This window comes from Actinomadura sp. KC06 (genome assembly GCF_004348735.1).
Classification (GTDB): Bacteria; Actinomycetota; Actinomycetes; order Streptosporangiales; family Streptosporangiaceae; genus Spirillospora.
This window is the reverse complement of the sequence record NZ_SMKT01000022.1, coordinates 26833-43086: the sequence shown is the minus strand read 5'-3', so window position 1 is coordinate 43086 and position 16254 is coordinate 26833. Positions and strand designations below refer to the sequence as shown.

Annotated in this window: 14 protein-coding genes; 8 read left to right on the top strand and 6 right to left on the bottom strand. The window is 72.1% G+C overall.

All coding sequences use genetic code 11. From position 1 onward, the window contains the following. Positions 1 to 4: 4 nt before the first annotated feature. From E1287_RS10340 to E1287_RS10320, 5 genes are all read left to right on the top strand, one after another. On the top strand, positions 5 to 1477 hold the full coding sequence (locus tag E1287_RS10340; RefSeq protein ID WP_131964651.1) for a hypothetical protein: 1473 nt from the start codon (positions 5 to 7) through the stop codon (positions 1475 to 1477). After that, positions 1474 to 2829 (top strand): AAA family ATPase, encoded by a 1356-nt coding sequence (locus E1287_RS10335; protein WP_243718815.1) that lies wholly within the window; start codon positions 1474 to 1476, stop codon positions 2827 to 2829. The genes E1287_RS10340 and E1287_RS10335 overlap by 4 nt, the downstream gene beginning before the upstream one ends. Positions 2830 to 2955: 126 nt before the next feature. Further along, a complete protein-coding gene (locus E1287_RS10330) occupies positions 2956 to 3474 on the top strand; it encodes a hypothetical protein (protein WP_131964650.1) in 519 nt (172 codons plus the stop codon). Between the two features lie 153 nt (positions 3475 to 3627). After that, positions 3628 to 4317, top strand: coding sequence for a hypothetical protein (locus tag E1287_RS10325; RefSeq protein ID WP_131964649.1), 690 nt, complete (start codon positions 3628 to 3630; stop codon positions 4315 to 4317). A gap of 194 nt (positions 4318 to 4511) precedes the next feature. Then, positions 4512 to 4727 (top strand): hypothetical protein, encoded by a 216-nt coding sequence (locus E1287_RS10320; protein ID WP_131964648.1) that lies wholly within the window; start codon positions 4512 to 4514, stop codon positions 4725 to 4727. Positions 4728 to 4804: 77 nt separating this feature from the next. Here E1287_RS10320 and E1287_RS10315 read toward each other — a convergent pair whose 3' ends face one another. The 3 genes from E1287_RS10315 to hrpA all read right to left on the bottom strand — a co-directional run bounded on the left by E1287_RS10315 (position 4805) and on the right by hrpA (position 11523). Next, a complete protein-coding gene (locus E1287_RS10315) occupies positions 4805 to 6370 on the bottom strand; it encodes a chromosome segregation ATPase (protein WP_243718813.1) in 1566 nt (521 codons plus the stop codon). Positions 6371 to 6527: 157 nt separating this feature from the next. Further along, complete coding sequence (gene pip / locus E1287_RS10310; protein WP_207934120.1) at positions 6528 to 7487, bottom strand: prolyl aminopeptidase; 960 nt, start codon at positions 7485 to 7487, stop codon at positions 6528 to 6530. 103 nt (positions 7488 to 7590) lie between these two features. After that, positions 7591 to 11523: an ATP-dependent RNA helicase HrpA gene (gene hrpA / locus E1287_RS10305; RefSeq protein ID WP_243718812.1), complete on the bottom strand. Its 3933-nt coding sequence runs from the start codon at positions 11521 to 11523 to the stop codon at positions 7591 to 7593. A gap of 243 nt (positions 11524 to 11766) precedes the next feature. Between hrpA and E1287_RS10300 the strand changes: the two genes are divergently transcribed. Beyond that, positions 11767 to 13194: a serine/threonine-protein kinase gene (locus E1287_RS10300; RefSeq protein WP_131964646.1), complete on the top strand. Its 1428-nt coding sequence runs from the start codon at positions 11767 to 11769 to the stop codon at positions 13192 to 13194. A gap of 18 nt (positions 13195 to 13212) precedes the next feature. Here the strand turns inward: E1287_RS10300 and E1287_RS10295 are convergent, their stop codons facing one another. Continuing rightward, the gene (locus tag E1287_RS10295; protein WP_207934119.1) at positions 13213 to 13794 is read right to left on the bottom strand and encodes a hypothetical protein; all 582 of its coding nucleotides are present in this window, start codon (positions 13792 to 13794) and stop codon (positions 13213 to 13215) included. A 54-nt stretch (positions 13795 to 13848) separates the two neighbouring features. Between E1287_RS10295 and E1287_RS10290 the strand changes: the two genes are divergently transcribed. Together E1287_RS10290 and E1287_RS10285 are read left to right on the top strand one after the other, a co-directional pair. Next, positions 13849 to 14247, top strand: a complete 399-nt coding sequence (locus tag E1287_RS10290) for a type II toxin-antitoxin system Phd/YefM family antitoxin (RefSeq protein ID WP_131964645.1) — start codon at positions 13849 to 13851, stop codon at positions 14245 to 14247. Further along, the gene (locus tag E1287_RS10285; RefSeq protein ID WP_243718810.1) at positions 14244 to 14540 is read left to right on the top strand and encodes a type II toxin-antitoxin system RelE/ParE family toxin; all 297 of its coding nucleotides are present in this window, start codon (positions 14244 to 14246) and stop codon (positions 14538 to 14540) included. Before E1287_RS10290 ends, E1287_RS10285 begins: the two co-directional genes overlap by 4 nt. A gap of 1 nt (position 14541) precedes the next feature. On the opposite strand, the gene E1287_RS10280 is transcribed toward E1287_RS10285, so the two are convergent. Both E1287_RS10280 and E1287_RS10275 read right to left on the bottom strand, forming a co-directional pair. Next, positions 14542 to 15447, bottom strand: coding sequence for an SDR family oxidoreductase (locus E1287_RS10280; RefSeq protein ID WP_131964644.1), 906 nt, complete (start codon positions 15445 to 15447; stop codon positions 14542 to 14544). After that, complete coding sequence (locus E1287_RS10275; RefSeq protein WP_131964643.1) at positions 15447 to 16214, bottom strand: SDR family oxidoreductase; 768 nt, start codon at positions 16212 to 16214, stop codon at positions 15447 to 15449. Before E1287_RS10275 ends, E1287_RS10280 begins: the two co-directional genes overlap by 1 nt. Positions 16215 to 16254 lie beyond the last annotated feature (40 nt).

Below are 16254 nucleotides of genomic sequence, written 5' to 3'. Positions count from 1 at the left end.
GCCGATGAGCGCGCTGACTTCGCTCGCCCGGCTGGAGGCGACGGCCGCCGGGGTCGCGCGGCCGCTCGCGACGGTGCGGCACTGCCATGTGTCGGACGCGCCGCTGGTGCTCGTCCCGCTGAAGCTCGCCGGGGAAGCCGCGGCGCCGCTGGCGGTCATGGCCGGGAGCAGGCCGGACGACCCGTCGCTGCTGGTCGTGCCGCAGCCGCGCAACCGCGACCTGCGGTTCGCGTTCGCCGCCGACCTGGCCAGGCTCGTCCTGAACCACATCGAGACGAGCCACGGCGCGGCAGAGGAGCTACCGCCCGCCAAGGACGGCGAGGAACGCATCCGGTACGGGAACGCGCCGCAGTTGCTCGTCCCGAACCGGGGCGGCGTCGCGTTCCTGCGGCTGATGGGACGCTCGACGCGGTTCCGCAGCACCGAGGGCCCGTACGCGGTGGACCCGGCGGTCCCGGTGCTCGGACGGTGGCTGACGTGGTTCGCCGACCGGCACGACCATCCCGGGTCGTCGCTGCTGGGCGCCATGACGGAGATGCTGAGGCTGCACTGGGCGACGGGCCAGAGTTCCCTGGAAGACGGCAACCTCGCCGCCCTGATGGGCTGGATCGACCCGCCGGACGGCCTGGACGGCCCCGCCGCCGCGGCCCGCGCCGAAGACCCGGTGATCTGCCCGCCGGCGGGCCCTGCGACCGACCCGACGTTCGACAACGAGGTCCTCGCCCCGGCGGTCGCCGCCTACGACCGGTCAGGCCCCGGCTCCCCCGCCGAGGAGCGGCTCCGCACCGCCCTGTCCGGCCAGCTTGCCCCGACCTGGGACCTGATGTGGCGGGCCGTCGAACTCCTGCGCGCCCTGCCGGAAGGCGCGAGCGTGCCGGGGCGCTGGGAGCGCGACCGTGACGCCTTCACCTACTACCACCAGACGTTCGGCGAGGCGTATCCGCAGGCGCGCCGCGACCCGCCCGTCCGGGCGGCGCGGCGGCTGCACGACCTCGAACGCGCCCAGGACGCCTACGACGCGCAGCGCGCCTTCGACGATCCGCTGGTCATGGCCGAGCACCGGCTGGCGGGCCAGGCGTTCGGCGGCGTCGTCGCCGACTGCGACCCGACCCGCCTGGACGAGACGGGCAAGCGCCCCAAGCTCCGCCCGCATCTGCGCGTCAGCACGCAGGACCCGGTGCGCCTCGACGCCGGGACGACCGTGTGCAACGCGGCGCGTCCGGCGCTCAAGGGAAAGATCATGGAGATCGACGGCGGCACGGTGCTGCTGGAACTGACGGGCGGGATGGGCCGCAAGCTCACGCCCGAGCCGGGCGCCGTCCCGCAGGTCGGCGACCGGGTGTGCTTCACCTCCCTCACGGACGGCTCGTTCGGCGCGGCGAAGTTCCCCGACCGCGAGGCCACGCCGTGGACGCACGGCGGACCGCCCGAGGAGTACGTGCCGGCCAACGAGGACGCCAAGGAGGACTGGTCGTGACCGAACACGCAACCCGCCACCTGGCACCGGCGCCGGCGCCGGCGGACGATCCGAACCCGGCGGAGGCCGCGGCGCAGGTCGTCGGCGACGTCCTCACCGACCTGGGCGGCGGGCATCGCGGCGTGGTGGTCGACTCCCCGCCCGGCGCGGGCAAGTCGACGCTGGTGGTCCGCGCCGCCGCGCACCTGGCCGAGGCCGGCGAGCGCCTCATGATCGTCGCGCAGACGAACGAGCAGGTCGACGACCTCATCGAGCGGATCGCGGGCGGGCATCCCGGCATCACGCTGGGCCGGCTCTCGGCGTCGGGGTACGCGCCGTCCGAGCGGGTCCTGGCGCATCCGGCGGTGCGGGTCGCGCAGAAGGCCGGCGACCTCGCCGAGCACACCGTCGTCATCGCCACGGCCGCGAAGTGGGCGACGCTCTCCGAGGGGTCCTGGCCGTGGGCGATCGTGGACGAGGCGTACCAGATGCGCTCCGACATGCTGCTGCGCATCGCCGGACGCTTCGAGCGCGCCCTGTTCGTCGGCGACCCGGGCCAGCTCGACCCGTTCTCCACGGTCGAGGTCGAGCGCTGGGCGGGCCTGACCTGGGACCCGATGCGCAGCGCCGTGTCCGTCCTGCTGGCGCACAACCCGGACCTGCCCGTCCACCGGCTGCCGGTGTCGTGGCGGCTGCCCGCGTCGGCCGCGCCCGTCGTGTCGGACGCGTTCTACCCGTTCACCGGCTTCCGCGCCGGGACGGGCCCCGGCGACCGGCGGCTGGAGTTCGGGGCGGGCGGCATGGGCACCACCTACGACCGGGCGCTCGAGGAGGCCGCCGCCACCGGCTGGGCGCTCTACGAGCTGCCCGCGCGGCACACGCTGCGCACCGACGCCGAGGCCGTCCGCGCGACGGCGGCGCTGGCCGTCCGGCTGCTGCAGCGCGGTCCCGTCGCGCATTCCGAGCTGGGATCGAGGCCGGTGGACGCCGCGCGCATCGCGATCGGCGCGGCCCACCGCGACCAGGTCACCGCGATCCGCGCCGCGCTCGGCCCGCACGGCGAGGGCATCACCGTCGACACCGCGAACCGGCTCCAAGGCCGTGAATACGATGCGACGGTCGTCCTGCACCCGCTGTCCGGACGCCGCGACGCCACAGCGTTCCACCTGGAGTCGGGGCGGCTGTGCGTCCTGGCGTCCCGCCACCGGCACGCCTGCGTGGTCGTGGCGCGGGCGGGCATCCCCGAGCTGCTGGACGCGCACCCGTCCGCCGAGCCGGTGCACCTCGGCGTGCCGGTGAAGTTCCCGGACGGCTGGGAGGCCAACCAGTCGGTCCTCGCGCATCTGGCGCGGCACCGCGTCCCGGGAGACTGAACGCGCGGGCCCGGCCGTCGCGGGACGAAGATCTTCTTCGGGTCGAGGATCGCGCCGTCCGGTACGAGCCGGCCGCCCGGACGGATACTGTGAGTTCCGGGTGCCTCAGCGATCAGGGGGAGGGACATGGAGGAGGACATCGGCTTCATGTGCGCCCGTTGCGGCGGCGAGGTGCACGACGTCACCCACAACCGCGAGGGGTCGCTCGACGGGGTCGGCTACCGCCACAACCGGCGCGTGGAGCCGTGGGACCACGAGCTGGAACTGGCCGTCGGCGAACCCGCCCAGCACGACCAGGCCTGCGACTTCTGCGGCGCGCCCGGGCCGCGGTGGCTCTACTACCCCACGCTCGACCCCGAGGACACCGACATGTTCGAGGTCGAGCTCGACACCACGCACCTGTCGGACGACGACACCGCCGTCGCCGTCCTGAACATGCTCTACCCGTGGTACGGGTGCGACACGTGCTCCGTGCTCGTCGCCGACCGCAACGTCGACGTCCTCATCGACCGCGCCCTCGACCGCACCCCCGTCCCCGCGGACGGCCCCGTCGACGAGGAGACCGTCCGCGCCCGCCTCCAGGGCTCCCTCTCCGTCTTCTTCACCACCCGTCCGGGCCGCCCCCAGCCTTCCCGAGCTGTGTAAGCCCCTGGAATCCCTGGATTCCCGTCACGGGCGGTGGGGCCCGTCCAAGTGGGGTGACCTGCGTGGGCGCAGGGCGGGATGAACGGTGTCGGAGGCGCGGATTATGATCGATGCCGTTTTGGGGTGTGGTGGCGAACACGGGGGAAGCAACAGATGATCATCGATGGACGTTTCTGCGGTCCGGACGATTCGGGGAACGGCGGGTACGTGGCGGGGCGCCTCGCGGGGCGGGTGCCGGTCGACACGGTGACGGTGACGCTGCGGCGGCCGCCGCCGCTCGACACCGAGCTGACCGTCACGCAGGAGGACGAGCGCGGGCACAGCATGCGGCTCTGGGACGGGGACGTCCTCGTCGCCGAGGCCCTCGCCGGGGCGATCGTGGTGCCGCCCATCGCGCCGGTCTCGTTCGAGGAGGCGCTCGACGGGGCGGAGAAGTACCGGACGGCGGAGCACCATCCGTTCCCGCGCTGCTTCGTCTGCGGAACGGAGCGGGAGCCGGGGGTCGGGCTCGGGCTCGAACCGGGCCCCGTGGCCGACGGCACGGTCGCTACGCCCTGGGTGCCGGAGCGGGTGCCCGAGCGGGAGCTGGTGTGGGCGGCGCTCGACTGCCCCGGCGGATGGTCGTTCGCCGTCGCGGGCCGTCCGGCCGTGCTCGGCACGATGACGGCGCAGGTCATGGACGTCCCGGACGCCGGCGAGCGGTGCGTCGTGGTGGGGTTCGCGCGCAGCAGCGAGGGCCGCAAGCTGCACGCGGCGACGGCGCTGTACGGGGCGGACGGGCGGCTGCTGGGCCGCGCCGAGCAGATCTGGATCGAGATCGACCCCGAGCGGTTCGGGCAGTGACCCGAGCGGTTCGGGGTGACGCGGTTCGGGCGGTGACGCGGTTCGGGCGGTGAGCGGCCTTCGCGGCCGATGATCCGTCGGCCGTGAACCATGTTCGGTTCCGCCTGAAATCTTGAAATGTGTCGCCGGACATGGCCAGGCGGCCCGCTCCGGGTGTTCAATCTGAGCTTCCGCGACAACGGAGGCGGGTCCTGATGAGCGGAGACGCTTTGCTCTTGGTCGGGGTCGCCGCCCTGGCCATCTACACGGGCGTCCACTGGGAACGCGCCCGCCGTGCCGTGACGGACCTCCGGCACGGCCGCAGGCGGGTCAACGGCCTCAAGCAGACCGTGGCACGGGAACGCGGCCACGTGGCGATCATCACCGTGGTGGTGGTGCTGACGCTCTACGTCGTGACGAGGTACGGCTGAGCCCGGCGGCGGCGCCGGGCCCGTGCCGTCGGTGGGTCAGGGGCCGGTGAAGAGCGGGTCCTCCCGGTCGGCGCCGTTCACCGGCCGGCCGCGGTTCGGCGGTCCGGGCGGGTTGGCGCCGTGCGGGTTGGCGCCGTGCGGCGGACGGTTCCCGGCGCCCTGTCCCGGCGGTCCGTCCGGAACGGGTGCGACGGGCGCGCCGAGCGGTGCCGGGGCGGCATGCCGGCGGGCGGCGGCGGTCCGGCGTGGCCCGCGGGCGGGACCGGCGTGCCGCCGCCGGGCATCCGGCCGCCGGGCGGGACGTTGGACGACAGCGTGTTGTGGGTGAACTGGTCGATCTGGCGGCGGGCGCGGTCGGCCTCGGCGCGGGCGGCGTCGCGCTCCTCGGCGAGGGCGGTGAGCGCGGCCTGCTGCTCGGCGACCGACTGCGACAGCTGCCGCAGCTGCACGGTCTGATCGTTGATCTTGGCGAGGAGCTCTTCGCGGTCGGTGGCCGTGGCCTGGGCACGGGCCTGCGCGGCGTCGCGGTCCTTGACGGCCTCGTCGGCGCGGGCGATCGCGCGGACGGTCTCCGCCTCCGCCTCGGACTGCGCCCGCATCGCGGCGGTGCGCTCGGCCTCGGCCTTGCTGGCGGTCTGCATGGCGCGCTGCCGCTGCGCCTCGGTGTCGCGCATCGCGTTGCGCAGGTCCTCGGCGCCCTGCTTGGCGACGGCGGCCTCGACGCGCTGCGCCTCGACGGCGCCCTCCGCCTCGGCGAGCTTGGAGTGCAGGCCGACCAGCTCGGCGCGGGTGCTCTCCAGCGCGGCGAGCAGCTCGGTCTCGCGGGCGGCGACGCGGTCGCGCTCGCTCTCGGCGGCCAGCTTCGCGGTCGTCGACTGCTGCGCGACCTGGTGCGCCTCCTCCCACGCCTGCTGAGCGGCGTCGCGCTTGGCGGTCGCGACCTTGGCCTCCTCGCGGGCGCGGGCGGCGTCCTGCTCCGCGGACTCGGCGCGCTGCCGGGCGGACGACGCCTCGTGCCACGCCTCCTCGGCCTTGCGCTGGGACGCGTCGCGCTCGCTCTGCGCGATGGCGAGCTCGCGGGCCGCCTCGGCCCGCACCTCGGCGACGCGCCGCTCCACCCCGGCGACGCTCAGCTCGGACGTCAGCGAGTCGGCGAGCGCGTCGGCGGCCTTCTCCAGCCGCTCGACCATCTCCCAGGCGGCGGCGACCTGCCCGGTGAGGCCCGGCGCGTCCCGGCCGCGGTCGCGGCGGTCGCGCGCCTCGCGGGCGCAGGCGCCGTCGTTGTCCTGGCAGTAGCGGACCGCGCGGACGGCGCCCATGGGCTGCGGGACGGGACGTCCGCAATTGGCGCACGGCCACACGGTGACCGGGTCGCCCATCCGGGCGACCGCCGTCTCCGTGGATCCGCCGGAGCCGGTGCCGGCGACCTTGACGTCGCCCTCGGCGGCCGGGCCGGTGTCCGTGAATTCGCCGCCGCCGGGGCTCGGGCCGCCTGGGCTCGGGCCGCCTGCGCCGGGGTCATGCGTCGAACCGGCGCCGGGGGATCCGGCACCGCCGTCCCCCGCGCCTTCGGAGACCGCGCCCTGGGGAGCCGCGGCCGTCCCCTCGGGGCCGCTATTGTCGCGCTCTTCGCTGTTAGGCATGGAATGAACCATACGCACTGATCCGGGTTGCTGCTGTGACTTGCGAGGTACATGTGGGGACGCACAGGTCGTGCCGGACTCGGTACCAATGGTCACGCCGGACGGGGCAGATCTCGGAAACGCCCGCCGCGTAAGGGCTCCGGCGGGGCGGCGTGGCTCAGCGTCCGGCGAAGCGGTCGGTGGCCTCGATCAGCCGGTCCCGGACGCCGGGCTCGGAGCCGCCGTGCCCCGCGTCCTCCACGATGTGGAAGTCCGCCTCGAGCCAGGCGCGGTGCAGGTCCCATGCCTGGTCGGGCGGGGTCTTCATGTCGTAGCGGCCGTTCACGATCACGGCGGGGACGTGCCGGACGCGGTCGACTCCGGCGAGCAGACCGCCGTCCGGGAGGAAGCCGCCGCTCGCGATGTAGTGGTGCGTGATGCGAGCGAACGCCATCACGTCGGCGTCGTCCAGCTCGGGCGGCGGGACGGGCAGCAGCGTGTTCGCGGTGAGCTCCCAGCCGATCCACGCCTTCGCCGCCGGGAGGTGGACGGACGGGTCCGGGTCGCCGATCCGGCGGCCGTAGGCGGCGAGCAGATCGTCGTGCTCGGCGGGCGGGATCGCGTCCCGGAACGCCGCCCACTCGGCCGGGAAGAGGTGCGCCGCGCCCGTCGGCGTGAACCCCCACGCCTCATCGGCCGGACGGACGAGGTACACGCCGCGCAGCACCATCTCAGACACGCGCCCCGGGTGAGTCTGCGCGTAGGAGAGCGCGAGGGTGCTCCCCCAGCTTCCGCCGAACACGAGCCAGCGGTCGACGGACAGGTGCTCGCGCAGCCGTTCGATGTCGTCCACCAGATGCGGTGTCGTGTTGCGCTCCAGGGACACGGCGGGGTCGCCGGCGTGCGGCAGGCTCCGCCCGCAGCCCCGCTGGTCGAACAGCACGACCCGGTAGGCGGACGGGTCGAAGAACCGCCGGTGGTCGGGCAGGATCCCGCCGCCGGGCCCGCCGTGCAGGAACACCGCGGGCTTGCCGTCCGGGTTCCCGCAGGTCTCCCAGTAGATCCGGTTCCCGTCGCCGACGTCGAGCAGCCGGGAGTCGTAGGGCTCCACAGGCGGATAGAACTCTCGCAACCCCATGCGTCCAGTCATACCCGACGATTGATCATGGTTCGCCCAGGTCGCCCCGCCTAGGATGCGCGGCGCGACGGAGCGGGGCGGGGTGGGGCGGGCGCTGGGCGGGTCAGAGCTGGGCCATCGCCTTGCGGATGCGCTTGTCGGAGACGGGGAAGCGCGTCCCGAGCTGCTGGGCGAAGAGGCTGACGCGGAATTCCTCCAGCATCCAGCGGATCTGGCGTGCGGGCTCGTCCTCCCGGCGGGACGGGTGCAGGCGGCGCAGCGCCTGCTCGTACTCCTGCGTCAAGGCGTCGACCTGGCCCGCGAGCAGGCGGTCGCGTCCGGGGTTCTCGGGGAGCTTGTCGAGCCTGACCTGCAGGGCGCGCAGGTAGCGGGGAAGGTCGGGCAGCCGCGTCCATCCGGTCGCGGTGACGAAACCGGGATGGATGAGCGCCGCGAGGCGTCCGCGGACGTCGGTCAGCGCCGGGACGAGCGTCAGGCTCGTGGTCCCGCGCACCCGCCGGTCGACTTCATGGGCCTCGGCCAGGACGCGCTCGACGAGCGCGACGATCGCGGCGGTCGCGTCGTGCAGATCGGCGCGGACGCGGTCGTACAGGGCGCGGAAGCCGTCCTCGTCCCAGGCGGGGCCGCCCGCTTCGGCGATGAGCCGGTCGGCGGCGGCGGTGACGCAGTCGTCGAACAGCGCGGCGACGGAGCCGTGCGGGTTGTGGCTCAGCGCGAGCTTCCCCTGGTTGGTGAGGCGGCCCTGGATGAGCTTCACCGGCGACGGCGCGTTCAGCAGGATCAGCCGCCGCGTCCCGAGCCACATCGCGCGGGCCTGCTCGGCCTCCGTCTCGTACATCCGGACGGAGACGCTCTCACCGTCGTCGGTGAGCGCCGGGTACGCCTTAACGTCGTATCCGGCCTGGTTGCGCTCGTAGGTGCGGGGCAGCTCCCCGATCGTCCATTCGCGGAGGCCGGAGCGCTCGACGGTGGACGCCGCCTTGGCCAGCGTCCCGCGCACCTTGCCGGCGAGGCGGCGTTTCAGCTCGTCCAGGTCGGTGCCCTCGCCGAGGGAGCGGCCCTCGGCGCCGCCCTTGTCGTCGACGACGCGGAACGTGATGCGCAGGTGGGCGGGCAGGCGGGACGGGTCCCACGCCTCCCGCGCGACCTGGACGCCCGTCATCTCGGTCAGCTCGCGTTCGAGGGCGTCCAGGAGCGGCTCGGTGCGGGGCGCGACCCGGTCGAGGACCTTGCGGGCGTAGTCGGGCGCCGGGACGAAATTGACCCGCAATTGCTTCGGCAGCGACCGGATCAGCTCGGTGATCAGTTCGGTGCGCAGGCCGGGCACCTGCCATTCGAAGCCGTCCGGCCGGACCTGGTTGAGGATCTGCACCGGAATGTGGACGGTCACGCCGTCCGCGTCGGTGCCCGGCTCGAACTGGTAGGTGAGGCGCAGCCGCAGCGCGCCCTGCTTCCACGCGTCCGGGTAGTCGGATTCGCTGACGCCGCCCGCCGTCTCGTTGATGAGCATCGACTTCTCGAAGCCGAGCAGGTCGGGCTCGGTGCGGGCGGCCCGTTTCCACCAGGAGTCGAAGTGCCGCCCGGACACGACGTCCTCGGGGATCCGCTCGTCGTAGAAGTCGAAGAGCGTCTCGTCGTCCACGAGGATGTCGCGGCGGCGGGCGCGGTGCTCAAGTTCCTCGACCTCGTCGAGCAGGGCGCGGTTGTCGTGGAAGAACCGGTGGTGGGTCTCCCAGTCGCCTTCGACGAGGGCGTGCCGGATGAACAGTTCGCGCGACAGTTCCGGGTCGATGCGGCCGTAGTTGACGCGGCGGTCGGCGACGATCGGCACCCCGTAGAGGGTGACCTTCTCATGCGCCATGACGGCGGCCTGCTTCTTCGACCAGTGCGGCTCGCTGTAGTTGCGCTTGACGAGGTGCTCGGCGAGCGGCTCGATCCAGTCGGGTTCGATTCTGGCGTTGACGCGTCCCCATAGCCGGGACGTCTCGACCAGCTCCGCCGACATGACCCAGCGCGGCGGCTTCTTGAACAGCGACGATCCAGGGAAAACGGCGAACTTCGCGCCACGCGCCCCGAGATATTCCTGGCCGCGGCGCTGCCTGTCCTTCTTCTCGGCGTCGGCGAGGCCGATGTGGGACAGCAGGCCCGCGAGCAACGACATGTGGACGCGGTCAGGCGCGGCGTCGGCGGTGTTGAGCGTCACGCCGAGCGACTTGGCGACCTGCTTGAGCTGCCCGTGCAGGTCCTGCCATTCGCGGACGCGCAGGAAATGCAGGAACTCGCTCTTGCACATCCGCCGGAACGCGCTCCCCGACAACTCCTTCTGCTGCTCGCGCAGGTAATTCCACAGATTCAGGTAGGCCAGGAAGTCGGACGTGGGGTCGGCGAACCGGCGGTGCTTGTCGTCGGCCGCCTGCTGCTGTTCGGCGGGACGCTCGCGCGGGTCCTGGATCGACAGCGCGGCCGTGATGATCAGCACCTCGCGGACGCAGCCGTTCTTGTCGGCCTCCAGGATCATCCGGCCGAGCCGCGGGTCGACGGGAAGCTGGGCGAGGCGGCGGCCGAGCGGGGTGAGGCGCTTGCGCGGGTCGCTCTGGGACGGGTCGATGGCGCCCAGCTCGTGTAGCAGATCGACCCCGGCCTTGACGTTGCGCCGATCCGGCGGCTCCACGAACGGGAACGCCGCGATGTCGCCGAGCCCCAGCGACGTCATCTGCAGAATGACGGAGGCGAGATTCGTCCGCAGGATCTCCGGGTCGGTGAATTCGGGACGCGACTCGAAATCGTCCTCGGAATACAGCCGGATGCACACGCCCTCGGACACGCGGCCGCAGCGCCCCTTGCGCTGGTTCGCCGACGCCTGCGACACCGGCTCGATCGGCAGCCGCTGCACTTTCAGCCGGTGGCTGTACCGGGAAATGCGCGCGGTGCCGGGATCGACGACGTATTTGATGCCCGGGACGGTCAGCGACGTCTCCGCGACGTTCGTCGCCAGCACGATCCGGCGCCCCCGATGCGGCTGGAACACGCGATGCTGTTCGGCGGACGACAACCGCGCATACAGCGGCAGCACGTCCGTCGTCTCTCGCCGCCGCGTGAAGTGCTTGGTCAGCGCGTCGGCGGTATCGCGGATCTCCCGTTCGCCGCTGAGGAACACCAGGACGTCTCCGGGCGCCTCGCGGCCCAGCTCGTCCACGGCGTCCAGGATCGCCTGGATCTGGTCGCGATCGGGATCGGCGGACGGGTCGTCCGGGTCGACGACGGGCCGGTACCGCACCTCGACCGGATACGTCCGGCCCGACACCTCCACGATCGGCGCGTCCCCGAAATGCTCCGAGAACCGCTCGGGGTCGATCGTCGCCGAAGTGATGATCACCTTGAGGTCGGGGCGGCGCGGCAGGACCTCCTTGACGTAGCCGAGCAGGAAGTCGATGTTCAGGCTCCGCTCGTGCGCCTCGTCGATGATCAGCGTGTCGTACTGGCGGAGCAGCCGGTCGGTCTGGATCTCGGCGAGCAGGATGCCGTCCGTCATCAGCTTGACGAGCGTGTCGTCGCTCGACCGGTCGGTGAAGCGCACCTTGTACCCGACGGCCTCGCCCAGCTCGGTGCCGAGTTCTTCGGCGATGCGGTCGGCGACCGTCCGGGCGGCGAGCCGCCGCGGCTGGGTGTGGCCGATCGAGCCGAGGACGCCCCGGCCCAGCTCAAGGCAGATCTTCGGGATCTGCGTGGTCTTCCCCGACCCCGTCTCCCCCGCGACGATCACGACCTGGTGGTCGCGGATCGCGGCGAGGATGTCGTCCTTCTTCTGCGCGACCGGGAGCTGCGCCGGATAGGTGATCGCGGGCACGGCGAGCCGCCGCCGCTCGACCCGCTTCTCCGCGGCGCCGACATCGGCGGTGATCTCCTCGGCGGCCTTGGCGCGGCGGCCGGCGTCCCGCATCTTCTGGGCGCCGTCGATCCGGCGGCGCAGCCGGTGCTGGTCGCGCAGCATCAGCCGTGGCAGCCGCGCACGCGCGTCGGCGAGCGGCGATCTCACACTCGTCCTCATTACCATCGACAAAGATATGGGGTCGGGCCGTGTCCGCCCGGCGGGCCCGGCGCCCCGCAAACCTACGAACCGTAGCCGGAGCGCCCCACAGAAAGCGATCCGTTTTCCGGGCAACCTTTTAGAACGTCCCCGTCCAAGACGACATTCCGGTCCTACCGCATACGCGACGCGTTCGGCCGTTCACGGCAAGACACTGCACGCGCCGACGCCGATCGTTCATCATTGGGAGGCGTGGACTACCCGACAGCCGCCGGCCGCTACCGGATCGACCGCCTCCTCGGATCGGGCGGGTTCGCCTCCGTCTGGCTGGGGCACGACCCGGAGCTCGACTCCCCCGTCGCGATCAAGATCCTGGGGGAGCACTGGACGCTGCGCACCGACGTGCGGGAGCGGTTCGTCCAGGAGGCCCGGCTGCTGCGGCGCGCCGACTCGCACCGGGTCGTCCAGGTCTTCGACATCGGCGAGCTGCCGGACGGCCGCCCCTACTTCGTGATGACCTACGCCGACCGCGGCACCCTCTCCGAGCGGCTCGCCGACGGCCCGCTCCCGCTGAACGAGGCGCTCCGCACCGCCCGGGAGATCATCCGGGGCGTCCAGGAGCTGCACGACCTGGGCGTTGTGCACCGCGACCTCAAGCCGTCCAACGTGCTGCTGCGGTCGTCGTCCGGTGGCGGCGAGCGGCTCATGATCTCCGACCTCGGCATCGCGCGGACCGAGGACCGCCTGTCGAGCCTGACGCTTCCCGCCGGATCGCCCGGCTACATGGCCCCCGAGCAGACCCAGATCGACGGCGCCCCTGACCGCCGCTCGGACGTGTACGGCCTCGGCGCCCTCACCTACCACCTGCTGACCGGCGAGCCGCCCGCGAGCCCGGCCCGTCCGCCCGGCGAGCTCCGCCCCGGCATCCCGCCCGGCGTGGACGCGGCCGTGCTCCGCGCGCTGGAGCCCGACCGGGAACGACGCTGGACGTCCGCGACGGAGTTCGGGAACGCGCTCGGCGAGGCCACCAGCGAGATCGACACCGACCCGCTCCCCGACCCCTCACCTGCCAAGCCGGCACGGCGCCGTCCGCGCCTCCGGCGGCGGACCGGCGTGATCGCCGGAGCCGGAGCGGCCGTCGCCGCCGTCGCCGCCGGTGTTCTCTGGGCAGTGATCGGAGGCGGGGACGACGGCTCCGCCTCGTCCGGGAACCACGGCCGCTGGCTGCGCGCCGAGTCCGACGTCCCCGCGCAATACCGCGACCTGATCGTCAAGGCGGGCACCTGGTGCGAGATGCCCGGCCTGAGCCCCGCGCTGATCGCGGCGATGCTCAAGACGGAGAGCGGCTTCAACCCGAACCTGTCCGACCCGGCCAAGGACGAATACGGCATCGCCCGCTGGACGCCCAGCGTCCTGGTGGCCTGGCAGCCGGGCGGCCTCAACAACCCGGAGCCGAAGCCCGAGCAGATCACTCCGGAAATGTCGATCCCGGCGATGGGCCGGTTCCTCTGCTACTGGGGCAAAGACCTGAAGAACGTCCCGGGCGACCCGGCTCTTAACCTCGCCGCCACCTACCGCAGCTCGTCCAAGACGGTCGTCAAGGAGGGCGGCGTCCCTGCCAGATTCAAGCCGTACACCGACAAGGTGCACCGCTACCTACAGGACTACCGCCCCCGCTGACTCCCAGGCCGGTCCGGGCTAGGCGTCCTCGTCCTTCACCTCAAGGGCTTCTCGCGCCAGAGCGATGAACGTGACGTAGGACTCCCGGAAATCCCGGTAGGCGGCGTCATACGCGTCCCGCCCGTCCGGGCTGTGATCACCGATGAGCGTCTTGAGGAGCGACTGCACCTCGCGCGCCAGATTCCGCGTGTGATCTGCCGCATCGGAGACCCCGGTAGGGCCGTCCAGCCGGACCTCGTGGATCGCCCTGTTCATGTCCGCGATGGCCGGGCCGATGCGCTCGAACATCTGCGACAGGAGCCGGTCCTTGCCCTCACGGTCGCTCGTCGCGTCGACCTCATCGATCTGCCACGTGATCGCGTTGAACGCGTGTACGCAGCTCATCATTTCCCGATAGGAGGATCGGCGCCGCTCGTGCTGCTGACGAAGGGCCTCCGCCCGTGTCGTCGTCCGGGCTTGAGTCAGCGCCGCGCGCAAGGTTGCCCGCGAGGTGATGTAGCTGGCTCCGAGTGCGGTCAGCGCGGTGAGGACGCCGACCCACAGTCCGCTGTTCGCCATGGCCGAAGAGTCTGTCAGCCCGGCCGACACCTTCACCGCCACCCCGCTCCCCTGACAACACCGGCCGACACCGCCGAGTTGGCTATAATTCTGTACATGACGACGCTTCCGGTGGCCGAGGCCAGGCAGCTGTTCTCCAGTCTGGTCGAAGAGGCCGTCAAGACGCACCAGCGCATCCGCGTCACCCGCAACGGCAGGCCCGCCGTCGTGATGATCGCCGACGACGACTACGAAGCGATCATGGAGACGATCGAGGTCCTGTCCGACCCGGCGCTCATGCGCGGCGTGCTCGAGTCCGAGCACGACGCCGAGGCCGGACGTTACATCACCGGCGATGAGATGAGCGAGATCATCGCGGCTCGCGCCGACGGGATCGATCTCGGAGACCAGACCGATGTGATCTCCGACATGCACGCGGCCGGAGTCCCCGACGAGGTGTGCATGGCGGCGCTGAAGGCGATCATCATGCGCCACCGCCACGAGGCCGCCAAGTGACCGGACCGTCCCAGGAGCCGCACCCCGAGCGCTACCGGATCATCCTGCGTCCGGCGGCCGCCCGGGCGCTTCAGCGGATGCCGGAGAAGATCGCCGCCGCCTGCTGGGAGTTCGTCAACGGCCCCCTCGCCGACGACCCGTACCGGGTCGGCAAGCCTCTCGTCGAACCCCTCGCACCGCAGTATTGCGCCCGGCGCGGCGCGTACCGCGTTCTGTACCTCATCGAAGACGACACCGTCGTCATCGCTGTCACCATGATCTCGCATCGTGCCGATGCCTATCGGCGGCGCTGAATTATGCGCCGTAGACCGGTTCGGGGGTTGGGGTTTTGGCGAGTAGGGCGGTGACCGCTGCGCCTATCTCGGACGGGTTCCAGCGGGCGCCCTTGTCGATGGACGGGCCGTGGCGGAAGGCGTCCATGACGCAGATCTTTCCGGCTTCGGCCTCGAAGACCCGTCCGGTTATGTGTCGTGATTCTGCGGAGCCTAGCCAGACGACGAGGGGCGAGACGTTTTCTGGGGCCATCGCGTCGAATTCGCCTTCGGCGGGGGCGGCCATTGTTTGTGCGAAGACGTCTTCGGTCATGCGGGTGCGGGCGGCGGGGGCGATCGCGTTGACCGTCACTCCGTAGCGGGCCAGTTCGGCGGACGCCACCAGTGTCAGGCCCACGATTCCGGCTTTGGCGGCGGAGTAGTTGCCCTGGCCGACGCTGCCCAGCAGGCCCGCGCCGGACGAGGTGTTGATGATGCGGGCGTCCACCGGGCGGCCTGCTTTGGTCTCGGTTCGCCAGTACCTGCCCGCGTGTTTGAGCGGCAGGAAGTGGCCCTTGAGGTGGACGCGCATGACGGCGTCCCATTCGTCCTCGTCGAGGTTGATCAGCATGCGGTCGCGGAGGAAACCGGCGTTGTTGACGAGGGTGTCCAGGCGTCCGAACGTGTCGAGCGCGGTGGCGATCAGGGACGCGGCTCCTATGTCGGTGGCTATGTCAGCCGTGTGGGCGACCGCCCGGCCTCCCATGGACTGGATTTCCTGGACGACGTCGTGCGCCGGCCCGGAGGAGGCGTCGCCGGTGCCGTCGCGGGCCACGCCCAGGTCGTTCACGACGACGTGCGCGCCCTGGCGGGCGAATTCCAGGGCGTGGGCGCGGCCGAGGCCGCGGCCCGCGCCGGTGACTGCGACGACGCGGTCCTTGCAGATCATCACTGGTCCTTGTTGACGGTGGCGGCGTCCAGGAAGGCGGGGCGCTCTCCCCCGCCGTGCAGCAGCATCGTCGAGCCGGTGACGTAGGACGCGAGGTCGGACGCCAGGAACACGCAGGCCGCGCCGACCTCGTAGGGGTCGGCGAGGCGGCCGAGGGGGACGGTGTCCGCCACGGCCTGGACGCCCGCCTCGTCTCCGTAGTGCAGGTGCGACAGCTCGGTGCGGACCATGCCGAGTGTCAGCGCGTTGACCCGGATGTCCGGGGCCCATTCGACGGCCAGTGACTGGGTGAGGTTGTGCAGGCCGGCCTTGGCGGCGCCGTAAGCGGCGGTGCCGGGCGAGGGGCGCACACCGCTCACGCTGGAGATGTTGACGACCGAGCCGCCGCCGCTGTCGAGCATGCGCGGCCGAAGGGCTCGCGCCATGATCAGCGCGGCGGTCAGGTTCAGCTCGATGATCTTGATGTGGGTGCGGACGGGGCCGTCGGCGACCGGCAGGAACGGGGCGCCGCCGGCGTTGTTGACGAGGACGTCGACGCGGTCCAGGCCGGCCGCGAAGGCCTCGGCGGCGTCGGGGTCGCGGGCGTCCAGGGACACGAACCTCGCGGTCCGGCCGCCCGCCTCCGGCAGCGTCTCGGGCTCGCGGCGGGCGACCGCGACGACGTCGGCGCCCGCGTCCAGGAGGGCGCGGCTGATGCCCGCGCCGACCCCGCGGACGCCCCCGGTGACCACGGCGGTCTTGCCGCTCAGGTCGAGCGTCAGTGACATTCCGTCTCCTCTAGGAGGCTCTGCTACCTTCTGTTCTAAC

Bases quoted from the DNA above. Each gene is read 5' to 3' on its own strand.
- E1287_RS10340 (WP_131964651.1), top strand. From the start codon at position 5: ATGAGCGCGCTGACTTCGCTCGCCCGGCTGGAGGCGACGGCCGCCGGG.
- E1287_RS10330 (WP_131964650.1), top strand. From the start codon at position 2,956: ATGGAGGAGGACATCGGCTTCATGTGCGCCCGTTGCGGCGGCGAGGTG.
- E1287_RS10325 (WP_131964649.1), top strand. From the start codon at position 3,628: ATGATCATCGATGGACGTTTCTGCGGTCCGGACGATTCGGGGAACGGC.
- E1287_RS10320 (WP_131964648.1), top strand. From the start codon at position 4,512: ATGAGCGGAGACGCTTTGCTCTTGGTCGGGGTCGCCGCCCTGGCCATC.
- E1287_RS10315 (WP_243718813.1), bottom strand. From the start codon at position 6,370: ATGCCTAACAGCGAAGAGCGCGACAATAGCGGCCCCGAGGGGACGGCC.
- pip (WP_207934120.1), bottom strand. From the start codon at position 7,487: ATGGGGTTGCGAGAGTTCTATCCGCCTGTGGAGCCCTACGACTCCCGG.
- E1287_RS10290 (WP_131964645.1), top strand. From the start codon at position 13,849: ATGACGACGCTTCCGGTGGCCGAGGCCAGGCAGCTGTTCTCCAGTCTG.
- E1287_RS10280 (WP_131964644.1), bottom strand. From the start codon at position 15,447: ATGATCTGCAAGGACCGCGTCGTCGCAGTCACCGGCGCGGGCCGCGGC.
- E1287_RS10275 (WP_131964643.1), bottom strand. From the start codon at position 16,214: ATGTCACTGACGCTCGACCTGAGCGGCAAGACCGCCGTGGTCACCGGG.